The 14,316-nt window shown below is 55.3% G+C and carries 18 protein-coding genes; 8 read left to right on the plus strand and 10 right to left on the minus strand.

Annotated features, from left to right (window positions below):
* Nucleotides 1-967, minus strand: a 967-nt coding sequence (locus U2949_RS12790; RefSeq protein ID WP_321288125.1) for a tyrosine-type recombinase/integrase, incomplete at its 3' end; no start/stop codon positions are given.
* A 135-nt stretch (nucleotides 968-1,102) separates the two neighbouring features.
* Between U2949_RS12790 and U2949_RS12795 the strand changes: the two genes are divergently transcribed.
* The 3 genes from U2949_RS12795 to U2949_RS12805 are packed head-to-tail and all read left to right on the plus strand — an operon-like array spanning nucleotide 1,103 to nucleotide 2,227.
* Complete coding sequence (locus U2949_RS12795; protein WP_321288127.1) at nucleotides 1,103-1,330, plus strand: hypothetical protein; 228 nt, start codon at nucleotides 1,103-1,105, stop codon at nucleotides 1,328-1,330.
* Nucleotides 1,314-1,772, plus strand: coding sequence for a lysozyme (locus U2949_RS12800; RefSeq protein ID WP_321288129.1), 459 nt, complete (start codon nucleotides 1,314-1,316; stop codon nucleotides 1,770-1,772). The genes U2949_RS12795 and U2949_RS12800 overlap by 17 nt, the downstream gene beginning before the upstream one ends.
* Nucleotides 1,751-2,227: a DUF2514 family protein gene (locus tag U2949_RS12805; protein WP_321288131.1), complete on the plus strand. Its 477-nt coding sequence runs from the start codon at nucleotides 1,751-1,753 to the stop codon at nucleotides 2,225-2,227. The genes U2949_RS12800 and U2949_RS12805 overlap by 22 nt, the downstream gene beginning before the upstream one ends.
* 45 nt (nucleotides 2,228-2,272) lie before the next feature.
* On the opposite strand, the gene U2949_RS12810 is transcribed toward U2949_RS12805, so the two are convergent.
* Entirely contained in the window at nucleotides 2,273-2,803 is a 531-nt protein-coding gene (locus tag U2949_RS12810; RefSeq protein ID WP_026482934.1) for a P-loop NTPase family protein, read from the minus strand.
* A 280-nt stretch (nucleotides 2,804-3,083) separates the two neighbouring features.
* Here U2949_RS12810 and U2949_RS12815 point away from each other — a divergent pair, with 280 nt between their 5' ends.
* Both U2949_RS12815 and U2949_RS12820 read left to right on the plus strand, forming a co-directional pair.
* Nucleotides 3,084-3,449, plus strand: a complete 366-nt coding sequence (locus U2949_RS12815; RefSeq protein WP_321288133.1) for a YgiW/YdeI family stress tolerance OB fold protein — start codon at nucleotides 3,084-3,086, stop codon at nucleotides 3,447-3,449.
* Nucleotides 3,450-3,567: 118 nt separating this feature from the next.
* Nucleotides 3,568-3,912, plus strand: a complete 345-nt coding sequence (locus tag U2949_RS12820; protein ID WP_021446759.1) for a DMT family protein — start codon at nucleotides 3,568-3,570, stop codon at nucleotides 3,910-3,912.
* 344 nt (nucleotides 3,913-4,256) lie between these two features.
* On the opposite strand, the gene U2949_RS12825 is transcribed toward U2949_RS12820, so the two are convergent.
* Nucleotides 4,257-5,072, minus strand: coding sequence for an META and DUF4377 domain-containing protein (locus tag U2949_RS12825; protein ID WP_009459860.1), 816 nt, complete (start codon nucleotides 5,070-5,072; stop codon nucleotides 4,257-4,259).
* A gap of 108 nt (nucleotides 5,073-5,180) precedes the next feature.
* Nucleotides 5,181-5,888, minus strand: a complete 708-nt coding sequence (locus U2949_RS12830) for a tellurite resistance TerB family protein (protein ID WP_026482931.1) — start codon at nucleotides 5,886-5,888, stop codon at nucleotides 5,181-5,183.
* 209 nt (nucleotides 5,889-6,097) lie between these two features.
* On the opposite strand from U2949_RS12830, the gene U2949_RS12835 reads away from it, so the two are divergent.
* Entirely contained in the window at nucleotides 6,098-7,249 is a 1,152-nt protein-coding gene (locus U2949_RS12835; protein ID WP_026482930.1) for an ABC transporter substrate-binding protein, read from the plus strand.
* 88 nt (nucleotides 7,250-7,337) lie between these two features.
* On the opposite strand, the gene U2949_RS12840 is transcribed toward U2949_RS12835, so the two are convergent.
* From U2949_RS12840 to U2949_RS12855, 4 genes are all read right to left on the minus strand, one after another.
* Nucleotides 7,338-7,604 carry a DUF3892 domain-containing protein gene (locus tag U2949_RS12840; protein WP_257723196.1) on the minus strand — a complete coding sequence of 89 codons (267 nt, stop codon included), beginning with the start codon at nucleotides 7,602-7,604 and terminating at the stop codon, nucleotides 7,338-7,340.
* 87 nt (nucleotides 7,605-7,691) lie between these two features.
* Nucleotides 7,692-8,378 (minus strand): 3'-5' exonuclease, encoded by a 687-nt coding sequence (locus tag U2949_RS12845; protein WP_009455576.1) that lies wholly within the window; start codon nucleotides 8,376-8,378, stop codon nucleotides 7,692-7,694.
* Between the two features lie 313 nt (nucleotides 8,379-8,691).
* On the minus strand, nucleotides 8,692-10,140 hold the full coding sequence (locus U2949_RS12850) for a GGDEF domain-containing protein (protein ID WP_035274368.1): 1,449 nt from the start codon (nucleotides 10,138-10,140) through the stop codon (nucleotides 8,692-8,694).
* A 181-nt stretch (nucleotides 10,141-10,321) separates the two neighbouring features.
* Nucleotides 10,322-10,588: a hypothetical protein gene (locus U2949_RS12855; protein ID WP_009455580.1), complete on the minus strand. Its 267-nt coding sequence runs from the start codon at nucleotides 10,586-10,588 to the stop codon at nucleotides 10,322-10,324.
* A 541-nt stretch (nucleotides 10,589-11,129) separates the two neighbouring features.
* On the opposite strand from U2949_RS12855, the gene U2949_RS12860 reads away from it, so the two are divergent.
* Nucleotides 11,130-11,999 (plus strand): MOSC domain-containing protein, encoded by an 870-nt coding sequence (locus U2949_RS12860; RefSeq protein WP_321288140.1) that lies wholly within the window; start codon nucleotides 11,130-11,132, stop codon nucleotides 11,997-11,999.
* Between the two features lie 18 nt (nucleotides 12,000-12,017).
* Here U2949_RS12860 and U2949_RS12865 read toward each other — a convergent pair whose 3' ends face one another.
* Complete coding sequence (locus U2949_RS12865) at nucleotides 12,018-12,479, minus strand: Lrp/AsnC family transcriptional regulator (protein ID WP_009455584.1); 462 nt, start codon at nucleotides 12,477-12,479, stop codon at nucleotides 12,018-12,020.
* A gap of 146 nt (nucleotides 12,480-12,625) precedes the next feature.
* Here U2949_RS12865 and metC point away from each other — a divergent pair, with 146 nt between their 5' ends.
* Nucleotides 12,626-13,849: a cystathionine beta-lyase gene (gene metC, locus U2949_RS12870; protein WP_026482924.1), complete on the plus strand. Its 1,224-nt coding sequence runs from the start codon at nucleotides 12,626-12,628 to the stop codon at nucleotides 13,847-13,849.
* Here the strand turns inward: metC and U2949_RS12875 are convergent.
* Nucleotides 13,829-14,302, minus strand: coding sequence for a hypothetical protein (locus U2949_RS12875; protein ID WP_009455589.1), 474 nt, complete (start codon nucleotides 14,300-14,302; stop codon nucleotides 13,829-13,831). The two genes, metC and U2949_RS12875, sit on opposite strands and share 21 nt — an antisense overlap.
* Nucleotides 14,303-14,316 lie beyond the last annotated feature (14 nt).

Here is a 14,316-nt window from a genome sequence, read left to right on the forward strand (position 1 = left end):
ATCCAGTATTAGAGGCCGCATGAATCAGGTTCCAACTGCCTTGACAGACGCCGCGCCCGCGAGGGTGAAAGTAGCGTTGCAACATTCGGGTATCTCTATGCCCGGTGACTTTGGCGAGCTCGTGGGCGGGGAAAACTTCAGCCAAGCGAGAGGTAGCCTCATGGCGCAGATCGTGAAACCGCAGGTCCAGGAAGTAGGCTCGCACTGGGCGTCGGCCGTATTTGCGACACAAGCTTTCGTAGGCATTACGGGCGCGTAGACGAGCACGAGCAAAGGCGCGACTGATCGAGCCGGGAGTGATATCAAAAATACGACCGCGCAAAGGTTTTCCCACTAGCCACTTGCGCAGGGCGTCGCGTGCGAACGGTGTCAAAGGTACATAACGAGTATCCCCGTTCTTGGTGTCTTGCAAGGTGATGACCCCGTGGGTCAGATCTATTTGTTCACGCGTCAGATTCACAATTTCAGAGCGGCGCATACCTGTTTCGACGGCCAAGGCAACTACAGTGGGCAGGCAACTGGAGCGGGTATGTTTCAGGATCCACTCAAATTCAGAACGTGGGCATTCTTCCACACTGACGCCATATAGACGAATCTGATTAAACAGTCGACGGTCGCGCGCATCGTTGACGGCAGGTCGTCGGATTAGTTGAACTGGATTGGCCAGCCAGCTATAGCCCCAGTCTTTGCGGGCGACGGTGTACAGATGCGATAGCAGGGCCATCCGTCGATTGACGGTCGCGGGAGCGCGGTCTTGCATCCATTCGTCACGGACTCGTTGCAAGTCTTGCGGGGTAATCCGGGCCAGATTCCGGTTTGCCAGCAAGGTGCTGTTCCAGGCCCGGGTTAGTGAACGCTCCTGGTAGGCCGATTTCTTCAGTGTAGACACCTCACTCAGGTATCGCTCCAAGGCCTCTGCCAATGAAGGGCAGGTTCGGGAAAGGCGGCGCTGACGGGTGGCATTCATAAGTAAATCTGTCTTGTAGGCCATATAGCAGGCCGCTTCAACTGTGATTTTTAACAGCCCATGTTCCTGTGGAGCGTTTATTCGGCGTTTTTGCGGGTTCCCCAGTTTGGTGATCACGCTTATTCAAGGAAAAAAATGATGTTCGATAACGACGCCGCTCATTTACCCATAAGCACCGGTTCGGCTCTGCTTATTTATGGTTGGACGATGCAGGATTTTGTGCTGACACTCTGGGCGGCTTATGTGGTGATTTTGATCGTGACCAAGCTGCCCGAGTTCATTCGGGCGGCGGCCCGGATTGTGAGCGGAGTGCAGCGTGCCTGGCGCCAGCTCAAGGAGTGGAAGCATGGATCTGAAGACTAAGCTGGGTGTGGGGGTAGTCTCGGCGGCGATTGCTTTGGTTGCCGCCTGGGAAGGGCGCTCTTTGATCGCCTATGTGGATCCCGTAGGCATCCCGACTATCTGTGATGGTTACACGCAAGGGGTCAAGCTGGGTGATCTGGCAAGTCCGGAGCGTTGTGACGCCTTGACGGAGCAGGAGGTGCGTCGTGCTTTGGCTGTAGTGGATGGTTCCGTCAGCTATCCCTTGCCGGATGAAGTGCGTGTGGCGCTGAGCAGCTTTGTTTACAACGTGGGCGTCGGTGCCTATGCCAATTCGACTTTGCTGCGCAAGCTACGGGCTCAGGATATAGCAGGTGCATGCCGGGAGCTGGATCGTTGGGTCTATGCCGGTGGCCGCAAACTGCGGGGGCTGGAGCGGCGGCGTCAGGCCGAGAGGCAGTTATGTCTATCAAGTCTGCATTAGCAGGGGCTGCTGTTCTGGCAGCCCTTTTTTTATGGGGGGCGCTTTATGGTCAGGAGCAGTATCGCAAAGGCTATGAGCTGGCCCAGGCGCAGACCAGGGCGGCGCAGTTGCAGGCCGAGGTTCGTGCACGCTTGATGGAGCAACGATTACAAAAGGAGGTGGAGGATGTTCGAGTCACTTATCAAATGCAGCTGGATGCGGCCCAGCGTGTTGCTGTGGCTGCTCGCGCCGATCTTGACGGCTTGCGCAGCAAGCTCGCCGCCGCCAATGATCGTGTCGCCGCTCAGGCTGCCCGAGCCGGACATGCGCTGGATGCAAACGCCCGAATTACCAGCCAGCTGCGCAACGTGGTCGGCCTGTGCGCAGAGCGATATACAGAGATGGCAGGAGTTGCTGATGGATACCGGGGCGCTTTAAGCGGTTTGCAGAGGTATGTGTTGGCCTTGAGGAAATAGGGCACCACGGATGGAAACAGCCCAGCGAGTTAGCGCTGTGTGCGTTTAGCGTTTCAGGCCTTCGGTTTGATAAAACAGTTTCAGGTCGCGAGGGCTGCTTAGTCTGACTTTAGGCAAGGTGCTTGCCTCAAAAATACTCAAGTACTTGTGGCGATTGGGCGGGGTCACGATGGCGATATGGCGGATCATTTGCCATTTCACGCTATCTTTACCGCCTTCCAGGGCTCCACGACGGTTGCGCTCAAACAGGGTGCGCCGGAAGTAGCGCAGCAGGCTGGTAGCGGTGGAGACCTCTAGCACGATGAAACCTGTAGCGCGAGCCAGACGTGGAGCCAGGTGGCGCGTGTAGTTGCCTTCCATCACCCATTGTTCTTGCGCAATAGCCGCCTGATGCAGCGCGATAAAGTCCGCTTCAGGGCGGGGCACCCAGTTGCTATGGGGCAGGTGGTAGAGCTGATCCAGATGCACGGCCGGGATGGCCAGCTTGCGTGCGATCGCGTCAGCCAGGGTGGATTTGCCGCTATTGGATGGGCCAAGAATGCAGATGCGGGGGCCTAGGCTCTCAAGAAGGGACATGGTGCAGTGCTGGTGTGAGGAAGGTCAGCTGCGGTGAAGGGGCTGGGTGAAGTGAGTCTATCATCACAGCCCCATCGTACTCTGGCAGGTCTGACACGGCAGGTGATGTAGGGTTGTGGGGGGCTAGGCTTAGTTCGCTGCAGCGGCAGGGCTGGTGAAAGAACAAGTGCATCGTGTCGCGCTTGGTAAGCAGGCAAGCCCCAAACCGCCATTTTGATAAGGACGCTGATGATATCTGCTGTTATGGTTAAGTTTCAAGCCATGAACATTAGGAGTCATTATGTCTACTTACGTTAAATTGCGCTCGGCTGTGGCGCTGGCTTTGTTATCAGGTGCGCTGTCGTTCCCTGCCCATGCGCAGTACACGGGCCCGTCGGAGATTGGTCAAACGACGGTTGCGGAGATCCTGAAAAATCCCGTCGATGATCAGGGCGTGCGGGTGCAAGGTCATCTGCTACGTCAAACGGCCCACGACAAGTTTCTGTTTTCTGATGGTAGTGGGGAGATTGTGGCGGAGATCAAGGTCAAGCATTTTGCGGGTCAGACTCTGGATGAGAAAACCAGGGTGGAGCTGATTGGCGAGGTCGATACCAGTTCCAAGCGCCCGCCCGAGATTGAGGTGGACTTTTTGAAAGTCGTGGACTGATAGCCCTTGCTTGATACCCCGTCTTTCTGCTGTCTGATTATCCCCATAGGCGCTGCTTAAATGTGACGCTACACTGGCCGGGTCGCGGTGCAGGCCGCTTTTTATTTCCGTGTCCAGAATGGCTAAGATCCTTCCCATCTTGATGTTGGTCGTCTCCAATGTGTTCATGACCATTGCCTGGTATGGGCATCTGAAATATCCCAATAGCCCCTTGCTGAAAGTCGTGCTGATCAGCTGGGGCATTGCTTTGGTGGAGTACTGCCTGGCGGTGCCGGCTAATCGTTTGGGGCACACCGTCTACAGTGCCGCGCAGCTAAAGACCATGCAGGAAGTCATTACCTTGCTGGTGTTCGTGGTGTTCTCGGTGCTGTATCTGAAAGAGAGCTTTACGCTGAATCACCTGCTTGGCTTCACACTGATTGGTGCCGGTGCGTTTTTTATTTTTTATGGGCCGCTGAAATAAGAGCAAGCCTCATCACCGTTCAGGCATAAAAAAAAGCCTCGCATGTCGCAAGGCCTGAAGCCGGATAAATAGGGAGGTGAAAAATGTTATCCGGTATTTCCATACTACGGATGGGCAGGCCCCCTGACTAGGTTCAAAGCATAGCAGTGAGTAACTATTTGTGGCTCCGAACGTGCTGTGTCTTATGGGGCTTGGAGGATCTGAAGCAGGACAGTTTGCTCCCAGGCTCGAAAAAAATGTCCCTGAAATAAATAGCCCCAAGGCCGGAATCAACTCCAAGCTTGGGGCTATGTGATCAGGTCGTCGTCAGTGCAAAAAGCGCTTGGACGACCTTGCTGCGTGAGTTACTTGCTGACTTGTTCGGACTCTACAACCATGTCCAGAACATCGGCCTTGGACGAGGCGTCTGCAGGCACGTTCTTCAGTTCGTAGCGGTTGATACGCAGCACGTTACGAACGCCAGGAGTATGGGTGTAGCCCTCGATGTCGCCGTAGTAGTACATCCAGTCACCCGTGTAGGTCTTGACGCCCGAATCGCTGTACTGGATCTCGCGTACCTTCAGGCATTGGTAGTTTGGAATCAGCGGATGGGAGCACTTCTCTTTTTGTGCAGCCACTTCCAGGAACACACGGGTTGGCTCGCTGCCGTAACGGGTCGTTGCAGTAGGTTCACCTTTCAGGCGCCACTTGGTGCCGTCTTTAAAGTTCAGGGTCAGGACCGGTGCTGGATTATCCGGTGCGGAATCGGCCTTGGCCATGCTCCAGTCTGTCGCTGTAGGCAACAATTTGCCAACGGCTTGTTCGTTGCGCATCAGCTCGGGGTCCGAGCACATTTTCATGGTGCTGACCGGCGAGGTAAAGGTGATTTTGGAACCGCTGATGGTGTAGCCGCTGCCCAGGACATTACACAGATTGTCTACCGACATCATGGTGTCAGTGAAATTCAAGGTGACTTGCTCGCCGCCTGCGCCAGGTATGGCAGGGGCTGGCTGGCCGTCTTTGCCGGTAGTAGCAAACAGACGCCAGTGATAAGCCTGCAGAGAGGTTTCTTTATCCATTTGGCGCTCGGAAGTCGCGGTGTTGCTGTTGTTTGGAGCCGCGCAAGCGGCCAGACCCATTAAGGCCAATGTACCAATCGTCAACTTGAGGGTGTTTTTCATGAGTGGTTTCCTTGATGAGTCGTGGGCTGCATTGGGAGTGTCAGCCCGGGGTTGAAAAATAAAACAATCAGAGTGCACGGCGTTCTGGTAGAACGTTCCAGCTCCCGATCAAGCTTGGGGTAAAGCTTGTACCTGATTATCCAGACTTTCGCGCAAGGAGTTTGGCAAGGATAGTAAACGTGCCAGCTCGTCCAGATACGCGCGTTCCATATAGCTTTGCTCGTCAATGACGATGGCACTGGTCAAGTAGATTTCAGCGGACATCTCGGGCGTTTGCGCCAATTGGGCGATGGCTTGCGGGTCAACCGGTTTGAGCAGTTCTTGCGACAGCCAGAGACGGGCTTGTTCGGGGGCGGCCATTTTACTGATTTCTGCGTCGATCAATTCGCGCTCGGCATCACCGATATGGCCGTCTGCCTTGGCAGCGGAGACCAGAGCGGCCAGGATGACCATGGCATGGGTATCGGCCGGACCGTTGGAAGCCAGCGGCAGCGGGGCGGCTGGGATCGCTTGCACGGGTGTTGGAGCCGCTTGCTGGCCCGCATTTTGTTCCTGCCAGTTCTGATAGACCTTGACGGCCAGGGCACCCAAGGCAGCGGCTCCGCCGTACGCGGCCATGGAACCGCCCATTTTGCGGAACTTCTTGTTGCCCAGCAGGACGCCCAGAACGCCGCCTACAACAGCGCCGCCACCAAAACCACCGGCTTGTTCACTGATTTTCTTACCCAGGCCGGAGGAGTTCAATTGGCCTTGACCTTGTTTTAGTGCGCTTTGGCCGCTTTGCAGAATTTGTTGCAGCATTTGCTGAAGTGACATGGGATCGCTCTATGAAAGGTAAACAGTAGCTTCGTTATAAACTACTTTATTGTGTGTGCCCGCGTACAATTGTAAGCAGACCTGCCAGCGCAAATCGTTCAATAAGACGTGTGCGGCACGGGGAATTTGGTATCTTATGCCAGATCAATCCATATAAGCGCGGCTGCGCTGATATCAAGGGGGGAAGGGCTTAACTGGCTCTGCACATTATGAAATTGACTCGAACTGCTTTCGCTTTGTCCGTTGTTCTGGCCGCTCTGGCCACACCGGCTCAATCACAGGTCAAGATTGGCGTGATCGCCTCGGCCACTGGACCGACCGCCGTGGTCGGTTTGCCGCAGCGCAATACCGTGCCGCTGCTGCCTACCAAAGTTGGCGATCTGACGGTTGAGTACGTCTCCCTGGATGATGCCAGCGACCCGAACCAAACGGTGACGCTGTTCAAGAAAATGATTTCCGAGGACAAGATCGATGCCTTGATCGGGCCTACCGGCTCGCCCAATGCCATGAGTCTGATTCAGTTTGCGGCCGATTCGGGCACGCCTGTGCTGGCACCGGTGGGCGCGGCGTCCGTCGTGCTGCCCATGACCGAGCAAAAGAAATGGGTCTTTAAAACGACCCAGAACGACGACATTATTGCTCAGGCCCTGGTCAAGCATATGGTCGATACCGGCGTGAAAACAGCCGGTTTCCTGGGCTTTAACGATGCCTACGGCGAGAGCTGGTTGACCGTGTTCAAGGAACTGGCCGAGGCGAACAATATCAAGATTGTGGCCACCGAGCGTTATGTGCGTTCCGATACCTCGGTAACAGGTCAGGCCTTGAAGATTTATGCTGCCAAACCGGACGTAGTCCTGGTAGCCGGCACTGGCGCTGCGGCTGTTCTGCCGCAAGTGACGCTGGTTAAGCAAGGTTACAAAGGGCAGATTTATCAAACGCACGGTGCTGCGCTTCCTGCGTTCTTGAGCCTGGGTGGCGAGCAGGTTGAAGGCACTATTCTGGCGGCCAGCCTGATGTTGGTCTTGCCTGAAATTGCCGATAGCAATCCGTCCAAGCCTATCGCGCAGGACTACATCCAGCGCTATACCGAGCGTTATGGTCAGGCTCCCGCCACATTTGGTGCCAACGTGTACGACGCTGGTCTTTTGCTGGAAAAGGCAATTCCTGAGGCGGCTACCAAGGCCAAACCCGGTACGCCGGAATTCCGTTCGGCTTTGCGTGATGCGCTGGAGCAAACCCGTGATCTGGTGGCTACCCAAGGTGTGTACACCATGTCGCCCGAAGACCATAGCGGCTTTGACGAGCGTGGTCGCGAGCTGATTACGGTGCGTAACGGCCAATGGCATTTGCTCAAGCCTTGAACAGGTTTTAAGGCAGGCATAGAAAAACGCGGCTTAAAGCCGCGTTTTCTGTTTTCCTTGAAGGAAAGTGGAAGGAGGACCGGCTTGCTTATCCGGCCTGATTGGGAAGGCTGAGCAAAATATGAGGCTCTTCAACTTCAAGCTCAGTTTTCAGGTACTTGGCACCAAAACGGCTGAGCGCCACGATCAGTTTGGCGGGAATGCCATCCAGAAGAATGTAATAGTCCTCCTGGCCCTGCTCAATTTGCTGGACCACATCTGGTTGAGAGCGTTGCCAGCCTGCGCCTCCAAGATGGGTGATTCGTTCGTAAGGGTCCCGACGCATATCTTTCGTGACGTATGCAACCTCGATCATTTGCCACCTCATGAAGTTCTTGTTGGGACCTTCATCATTGGGCATATGATGGCTGACAGCCATTAGGGATTTTACGAACCTTGAGGTTTAGACCTTCAAGGCCTTGACCAGATAGGGGTCCAGGTCTGGTTGACGCAGCAACCAGTTCTTGTAGTCCTGTGGTACATCGGCAATGGCCATGCCCTTGTGTTTGCCAAAATGCAAAATAGTGGGAATCCGGGCGTGCTCGGAGAGCTGCCACAACTGTTCCCAGGTATTGATGTTTTGCGTCAGGCCCAGCAAGTATTGCAGGAGTGCCAGGCAATTGCGTACATCGGCCAAGGCGCTGTGCGCATTGCGCAGGCGCTCGCGGGCGTTGGCGCGATCAATGTGATAGATCAGGGCGGACTGGCTGTAGCTGTCCAGGCCTGGAATCAAGTGCCGGGCCAAGGCCAGAGTGCAAATCCGCTTGATATTGGGCGAACCGGCCACGCCCCAGTCGTAGTCCACGTTATGGCCAATGATGTATTGGGTGTCGGCAGGCAGCTTGAACTCGGTATGCGACGGGCAGTCTTGCAGCTCTTCGTCGTAAATGTGGTGGGTGGCCAGCGCACCCAGAGAATTGGCTTCATCAGGCCGGTAGCGTTGCTCGAATTCTTCATTGACCAGCAAGAAGACAGGGTCGCTTAAACGCAGCCAGGCTGCCTCGATGACTTGAGGTTTGGCAGTGCCGGTGGTTTCAGTATCAAACAGCAGGGCAGACATACGGGAATCGCTAACAGACAAAGCCGTCATGGTAGTGCATGTGCCCCGCTTTGCCTATACGGGTTTCAGGCGAAAGCCTTCGGGAACGCCCCAGCGATTGGTGCGTAACAGCCAGTGAGTCTGGCAGCTCAGGCAGCGGTACTGGGTCTCATGAGCCCCGTCAGGAGAGGGAGGATGCTGTCCCAGTAAACGCAAGTCAGCATGCGCTTGGCTAGTACTTAATCCCTGTGGCAAGGTCAAACACGCTTGGCACAAGGGCGAGCCGTAAACTGACGCCATATCACCGCTCCCTGATGTTTTGTTTCGTATTGACACATCAGTATCGGTTTGCTTACGGATAGCGTCAAGTCTTCGTTTGTGGTTCGGGGAAATGATAGGAAAAACTCTGATCCCGGCCGGCACGTTTTGCCTCGTACAAGGCCGTGTCGGCCTGACGAAGCAGAGCATGCAGATCCAGCGTGGAGGCTTCCAGAGTTGCGATACCCAGGCTGGCCGTCATGGTCAGTTGCTGCTCGTTATCCAGGGCCAGGGGCCGCAGGGCAATACTTTTGCGGACACGCTCGGCCACGGCATGGGCTTGGGTGGCGCTGCAGTCGGGCAGCAAGATGCCAAACTCCTCACCACCCAATCGACCACACAAGTCTGTATCGCGCAAAGCCAGGGAAATACGCTGGGTGATGGCGCTCAGGGCCAGGTCACCGACATGGTGGCCGTGGGTGTCGTTAATGGGTTTGAAGTGGTCGATGTCCAGAACAATGACGCTGACAGGAACGTGCCGTAGGCGACATTGAGTCAGCATGGTCTGGCTTTGCTGATAAAAGGCCTGCTTGTTGAGCAAACCGGTCAAGGCATCGTGGTGAGCCAGCCGCTGGAGCTTTTCCACTGCCAGATTACGGGCTGAGATCAAGCTGGCACTGGTAATGGAGGCGAGTGCAATGGAGGCAATGCCGATGCGCAGCGACAGCAGATCCAGTGAGGTATATAGCTGGCTGGGCAGGAAGTAGACCGGCTGGCTCAGGGCAAACAGTGTCCAGAGCACATAGAACAAGGTCAACAAGGTGGTGGAAAAGAGCGAGTAGCTCAGGGCGCACCACAATAAAGGCAGGACGGGAAAGGCCAGGGAGCCAGGTCCGTCAATCAGCAAACTCAACAAGCTGGTCAGTAATAAGGACAGGGCGGGTGCCAACTGGGCCAGACTCATCAAATGGGGCTCGTTCCAGTACTCCATGAAACGGCGTATGGGGCGGGCCGGGGCAGTCAGGATGACGGGCAAAATAGCGGTGTAGGAGATCATGCCGGTCAGCATCCAGGACAGGATGGCCAGCGACAAGGCTTGAGAGGTATGCAAAGACAGGGCAATGCCGCCTAGCAGGGCGGAAAGGATACAGGCCAGTCCGTAGTAGGCGGCCAGGGTCAGCATGGCCTGAGGGCGGCGCAAGGACAGGTCCAGCAGCGGATTGCGGGTGATCAGCCAGTATGCCAGCCCGACGCCACTGACATTGGCCAGGGTCAGCAAAAGGGCAATAGGCAGGGGGTTGCGGGCGATCAGTTCGGCACACAGATAGGCCAGAATGACAATGACCCAGTTAAGGAGCTGGCTGGCCCAATCCGGGCGACGAATGAACAGGCCCAGCAGCACAGCCTCGGCAGGCCAGAAGATGGTCAGGGCGTCGTAATGGCGCAGCTTGGTGCCCAGCAGGGTCAGGATCAAGACCAGGCTGAACAGGAAAAAACGGGAGAGATAGGAATAGCGCCGCGGCGGGCGCAAGCAGGAAGCCTGCTTTGATTTCATATCCGTTGCCATAGGAGCGCACGCTCGTCGTGGACGCTTTACAGCGTCGGATAAGTTTCAAGCCGCCACTATTTTAGGATGAAAGCAGGAATGTTTCTTGCAAATTGTAATTATCTGTTTGTAAATGAAATAAATACGGGGAGTTGGGTTCAGCTCCCCGTATTCATTAGCAGGCAAAGCCTTAGTTCAAGGCTGGCAAAGGGTGGCGCGGAGCCACGTGATGCACGTCCTGCAGGCGGAAACGGAAACGCACGTTGGCGTCCTGGTTCTGCGCGTCTGCCGTATAGGTGGTGCAGCCATGTACAGGCGAGCTGAAAATCACGGTACCCGCCATGCGAGGGCCGTTCTTGGGTTGCAAGTAAACGGTATCGCCAATGCGAATATCGGTCTTGTTCAAGGCAATATGCTCAGGGCGCGATACCAAACCGGTTGGATAGATATTTTTCATAATTTTTTTCCTTATCGTGTGGCGTCATTACATCGTTTTTTTATTGAGATTTGATGACACCATGATGGATCGGACTCCACACGGAGGCCAAGCCATTGCTATTTCAATGTAGAGCCGCGCTGGTCGAACAAATGTCAGGCAGACGTGCTCTGTGGCAGCATGGACAGCGCCTTATTCGTTTGCCAAGCAAATGGACGGAGCGAGTCCGCTACGATGCAAAAAATAAGTCTGGATGTGGCTGTCGTCGCCGTGGTGAATGAATACCCGCATGTTTGGGGACATGCCAGAAGGTCAAAGGGACCTGTTTTGCGTGGGTACATTCAAAAAAATGTTGATCGCACTTTCTTGATGTAATAGATATGTTGGTGCAATCAATCAATTATTAACTCATAGCTTTGCGCCGTTGTCAAGAGTTAGTGCGAAATAGATTTTCAGAGTCGATGTTTCTGATCCACTTCTTTGCAATCAGTCTGCAAAGCAGGGACAAGCGCTCAGGCTGTTTTAGAATAAATCCCTTAACTTGCTTTCTCTGTTGCGACTCATGATTACCATCACTGGCCTTTTTACCCATCCCATCAAATCCTGCGCCGCCCAGGCTCATCCGCAGGGCGTGGAGGTCAGCGTTGCTGGCCTGGCCTTTGACCGAGAGTGGGTTGTTGTTGACCAACAGGGCGTATTCATGACGCAGCGTCGCTGGCCGCGCATGGCCTTGATTCAGCCAGTGGTGCAGGACGGGCAGATTACTGTGCAAGCGCCTGGTATGGATCCTTTGTCCTGGTCTCTGGATGCCCCGGCAGGGGATAACGTCGCTGTGTCCGTGCGTATCTGGAGTTCAGATACCCTGGGCAGGGACGAGGGCGATCAGGTCGCGCAATGGTTTAGCGACTTTTTGCAGACTCCTTGCCGGGTATTGCGTAACCATAGCCGCGCAAGGCGTTATGTACTGACCGAACGTGTGCGTCCCTGGGAAGAAAAGTCCCAGGGCTGGCGTCAGATTGGCGATCAGCTCAATGGATTTGGTTTTGCAGATGCGCTGCCTTTTCTGTTTACCAATGAGGCGTCCCTGGAGGAGCTGAACCGCCTGGTGCAACAGTCGGGGGAGCAGGCCGTGCCCATGGATCGTTTCCGCGCGAATGTGGTTTTTAAGGGCTTGCCCGCGTATGAAGAGGACTATGTGCTGGGCGTCAGCAGTGAAGGCTTGAGCTTTGCTTTTATCCGTCCCTGTACTCGTTGCCCTATGCCCAATGTGAATCAGCTGACTGGGGATGTGGGTACCCAACCTGGCCTGGCCCTGGCGCAAAGCCGTCAGTTCCCGCAAGGGACCTTGTTTGGCATGCAGGCCATGCTGGTTGAATCCAAACCTCAGAGACTGAGTATCGGCCAGACGCTGGATGTGGAATACAGCTTTTAAGCCTTGAACCACACTGGATCAGGCGTAGTCCAGGGGCAGACGGGTCGTGAACTTGATCTGCTCCATGGCGAAACTGGAGCTGACGTCGGTCAGCTCTATTTCCGAGATCAGGCGCTGGTAAACACGGTCAAAGCTTTTGATGTCGGGCACAACCACGCGCAGCAAATAGTCGGTATCGCCGCTCATGCGATAGAACTCCACAATTTGCGGGATCGCCTCCACCACAGCCGAAAATTGGCTGTACCACTGTTTGTTGTGCTGATTGGTCTTGATGGCCACAAACACCGTCACCCCGACATTCAGCTTTTCAGAGCTGAGCAAAGCCACCCGTTTTTCGATATAGCCTTCCTGCTCCAGACGCTGTATGCGTCGCCAGCAGGGTGTACTGGACAAACCCACCCGATCGGCAATTTCCTGGATGGCCAAGGTGGCATCGTTTTGGAGGATCTCCAGAATGTGCTTGTCGAATTTATCCAGCATAAAAATAATTTCCCAATAATCTTGCTAGTTGTAGGTTTTTATTCTCAGAATTCTGCCCGCAGTAGCGTGAAAACGCAATAATTGCCCATGGACTCTTGCGTAGACTGTTTTCATTCATCTCTAGCGATCAGGATCAGGAAAACAGCATGCAGGACTGCGATTATCAAAATACCCGTTTGACCCATGTAGGACGGGACACCAGCGTGTCGGCTGGTTTTGTGAATGTACCCGTTTGTCGCGGCTCCACGATCCTGGCCGACAATCTGGAGCAATGGGCGCAGCGCAAGGAGCCTGACAATCCCTACGCCTCTTATGGCCGTTTCACCAATCCCACCTTGCAAGCCTTGACGCAAGCCGTGGCCGAGCTGGAAGGCGGTTTTCAGGCCAGCTTGTTTCCCTCTGGATTGGCGGCCTGTACCCATGCCTTGTTGGGCATGCTGGAAGTTGGAGATCATTTGCTGATACCGGATTCAGTCTATGGACCGGTACGCGCGTTTGCCCAGCAGGTGCTGGCCAGCCGCATGGGTATTCAGGTGCAGTTTTACGAGCCGTCTGTGGGCGAGGGCATGGCCAGCCTGATTCGTCCCAATACCAAGGTGGTGTACGTAGAGTCGCCCGGTTCGGCCACCTTCGAGATTCAGGATATTCCTGCGATTGCTCGCTGCGCACATGCGGTGGGGGCGTATGTGCTCTTGGACAATACCTGGGCTACTCCCTTGTTCTTCCAGCCCTTCGAGCATGGCGTGGATGTATCCATTCAGGCGGCCACCAAGTATCTGACCGGACATTCCGATGCCTTGCTGGGGATTGCCACCGCGAACGAGCGCGCCTGGCCGTTGCTGCGTCGTGCTGCACATGATTTTGGTCAGACAGCCGGTCCTGACGATGCCTTTTTGGTGTTGCGTGGCATGCGTACTTTAGGTGTGCGTTTGCGTCAGCATCAGGCCAGTGCTTTGCAGATTGCCCGTTTTCTGGAGAATCACCCGCAGGTTCAGCAGGTGTTGCATCCGGCATTGGAATCGCATCCCGGTCATGCCATCTGGAAGCGGGATTTCACCGGCTCTACCGGCTTGTTTGGCCTTGTGCTGGAACCCTTGGGCGAAGCGCAGCTCTCCTGCTTTTTCAAGACCTTGCGCCTGTTTGGCATCGGTCTGTCCTGGGGGGGCTTCGAGAGTCTGGCTCTACCCATGGATATGCCCAAACGCAATGGGAAGGCCTTGTTCGGGGAAGGGCAGTTATTGCGTTTGCACGTGGGGCTGGAAGAGCCCCAGCACTTGCAGCAAGATCTGGTGCAGGCTTTGGACGCGGCTTATGTGCTCAACACGTCCAGAAGCACAAGTGGGCTGCGTTTAGTTGCCCAGCAGGCTTAACTGCTGGTTTTCCTGACGGGCGATCAGGCGACGCGTCTGTTCTTCACTGATGTCCAGGCTGGGATCATCCAAAGAAGGTTGAGCGGGGCTGGAGATGCTTTCTGCAATCCGGTTCCAGCGCAGTCCCAGTTTGCTGGGTTTGGCCGGGCGACGACGGCTGCGCGGGGCGGTTTCATGCTGGTCGGGCGAGTACTGAGTCAGATCAAACTGGCCTGTGACGATACCCACTTGCTTGAGCAGAACCATGGCCTGCAAGGGGCTTTTGAAACTGCGCGGATCTTTACTGCGGGCGGTAACCAGCACGGCCTGACCGGCACGCGTGGCCACTTGTACAAAAAAATGATTGCCTTGTCCTTTGATGGACACACCTAAAATCCCCCCGGCTTGCGTGGCGGCACGCAGCTGCTGCAGGGTAAAGGTGACGATTGCGCCTTGACAGGGCAAAGAGGACATAAATTAGCGCTCAA

Source organism: Alcaligenes phenolicus, from assembly GCF_032063905.1.
Taxonomy (GTDB): domain Bacteria; phylum Pseudomonadota; class Gammaproteobacteria; order Burkholderiales; family Burkholderiaceae_B; genus Alcaligenes; species Alcaligenes phenolicus.

Excerpts from the sequence above, each read along its gene's own strand:
- U2949_RS12820 (WP_021446759.1), top strand. The coding sequence starts at position 3,568 with ATGGCTAAGATCCTTCCCATCTTGATGTTGGTCGTCTCCAATGTGTTC.
- U2949_RS12875 (WP_009455589.1), bottom strand. The coding sequence starts at position 14,302 with ATGTCCTCTTTGCCCTGTCAAGGCGCAATCGTCACCTTTACCCTGCAG.
- U2949_RS12805 (WP_321288131.1), top strand. The coding sequence starts at position 1,751 with ATGTCTATCAAGTCTGCATTAGCAGGGGCTGCTGTTCTGGCAGCCCTT.
- U2949_RS12860 (WP_321288140.1), top strand. The coding sequence starts at position 11,130 with ATGATTACCATCACTGGCCTTTTTACCCATCCCATCAAATCCTGCGCC.
- U2949_RS12795 (WP_321288127.1), top strand. The coding sequence starts at position 1,103 with ATGATGTTCGATAACGACGCCGCTCATTTACCCATAAGCACCGGTTCG.
- U2949_RS12810 (WP_026482934.1), bottom strand. The coding sequence starts at position 2,803 with ATGTCCCTTCTTGAGAGCCTAGGCCCCCGCATCTGCATTCTTGGCCCA.
- metC (WP_026482924.1), top strand. The coding sequence starts at position 12,626 with ATGCAGGACTGCGATTATCAAAATACCCGTTTGACCCATGTAGGACGG.
- U2949_RS12800 (WP_321288129.1), top strand. The coding sequence starts at position 1,314 with ATGGATCTGAAGACTAAGCTGGGTGTGGGGGTAGTCTCGGCGGCGATT.
- U2949_RS12815 (WP_321288133.1), top strand. The coding sequence starts at position 3,084 with ATGTCTACTTACGTTAAATTGCGCTCGGCTGTGGCGCTGGCTTTGTTA.
- U2949_RS12840 (WP_257723196.1), bottom strand. The coding sequence starts at position 7,604 with ATGATCGAGGTTGCATACGTCACGAAAGATATGCGTCGGGACCCTTAC.
- U2949_RS12830 (WP_026482931.1), bottom strand. The coding sequence starts at position 5,888 with ATGTCACTTCAGCAAATGCTGCAACAAATTCTGCAAAGCGGCCAAAGC.
- U2949_RS12850 (WP_035274368.1), bottom strand. The coding sequence starts at position 10,140 with ATGAAATCAAAGCAGGCTTCCTGCTTGCGCCCGCCGCGGCGCTATTCC.
- U2949_RS12855 (WP_009455580.1), bottom strand. The coding sequence starts at position 10,588 with ATGAAAAATATCTATCCAACCGGTTTGGTATCGCGCCCTGAGCATATT.
- U2949_RS12835 (WP_026482930.1), top strand. The coding sequence starts at position 6,098 with ATGAAATTGACTCGAACTGCTTTCGCTTTGTCCGTTGTTCTGGCCGCT.
- U2949_RS12865 (WP_009455584.1), bottom strand. The coding sequence starts at position 12,479 with ATGCTGGATAAATTCGACAAGCACATTCTGGAGATCCTCCAAAACGAT.
- U2949_RS12825 (WP_009459860.1), bottom strand. The coding sequence starts at position 5,072 with ATGAAAAACACCCTCAAGTTGACGATTGGTACATTGGCCTTAATGGGT.
- U2949_RS12845 (WP_009455576.1), bottom strand. The coding sequence starts at position 8,378 with ATGACGGCTTTGTCTGTTAGCGATTCCCGTATGTCTGCCCTGCTGTTT.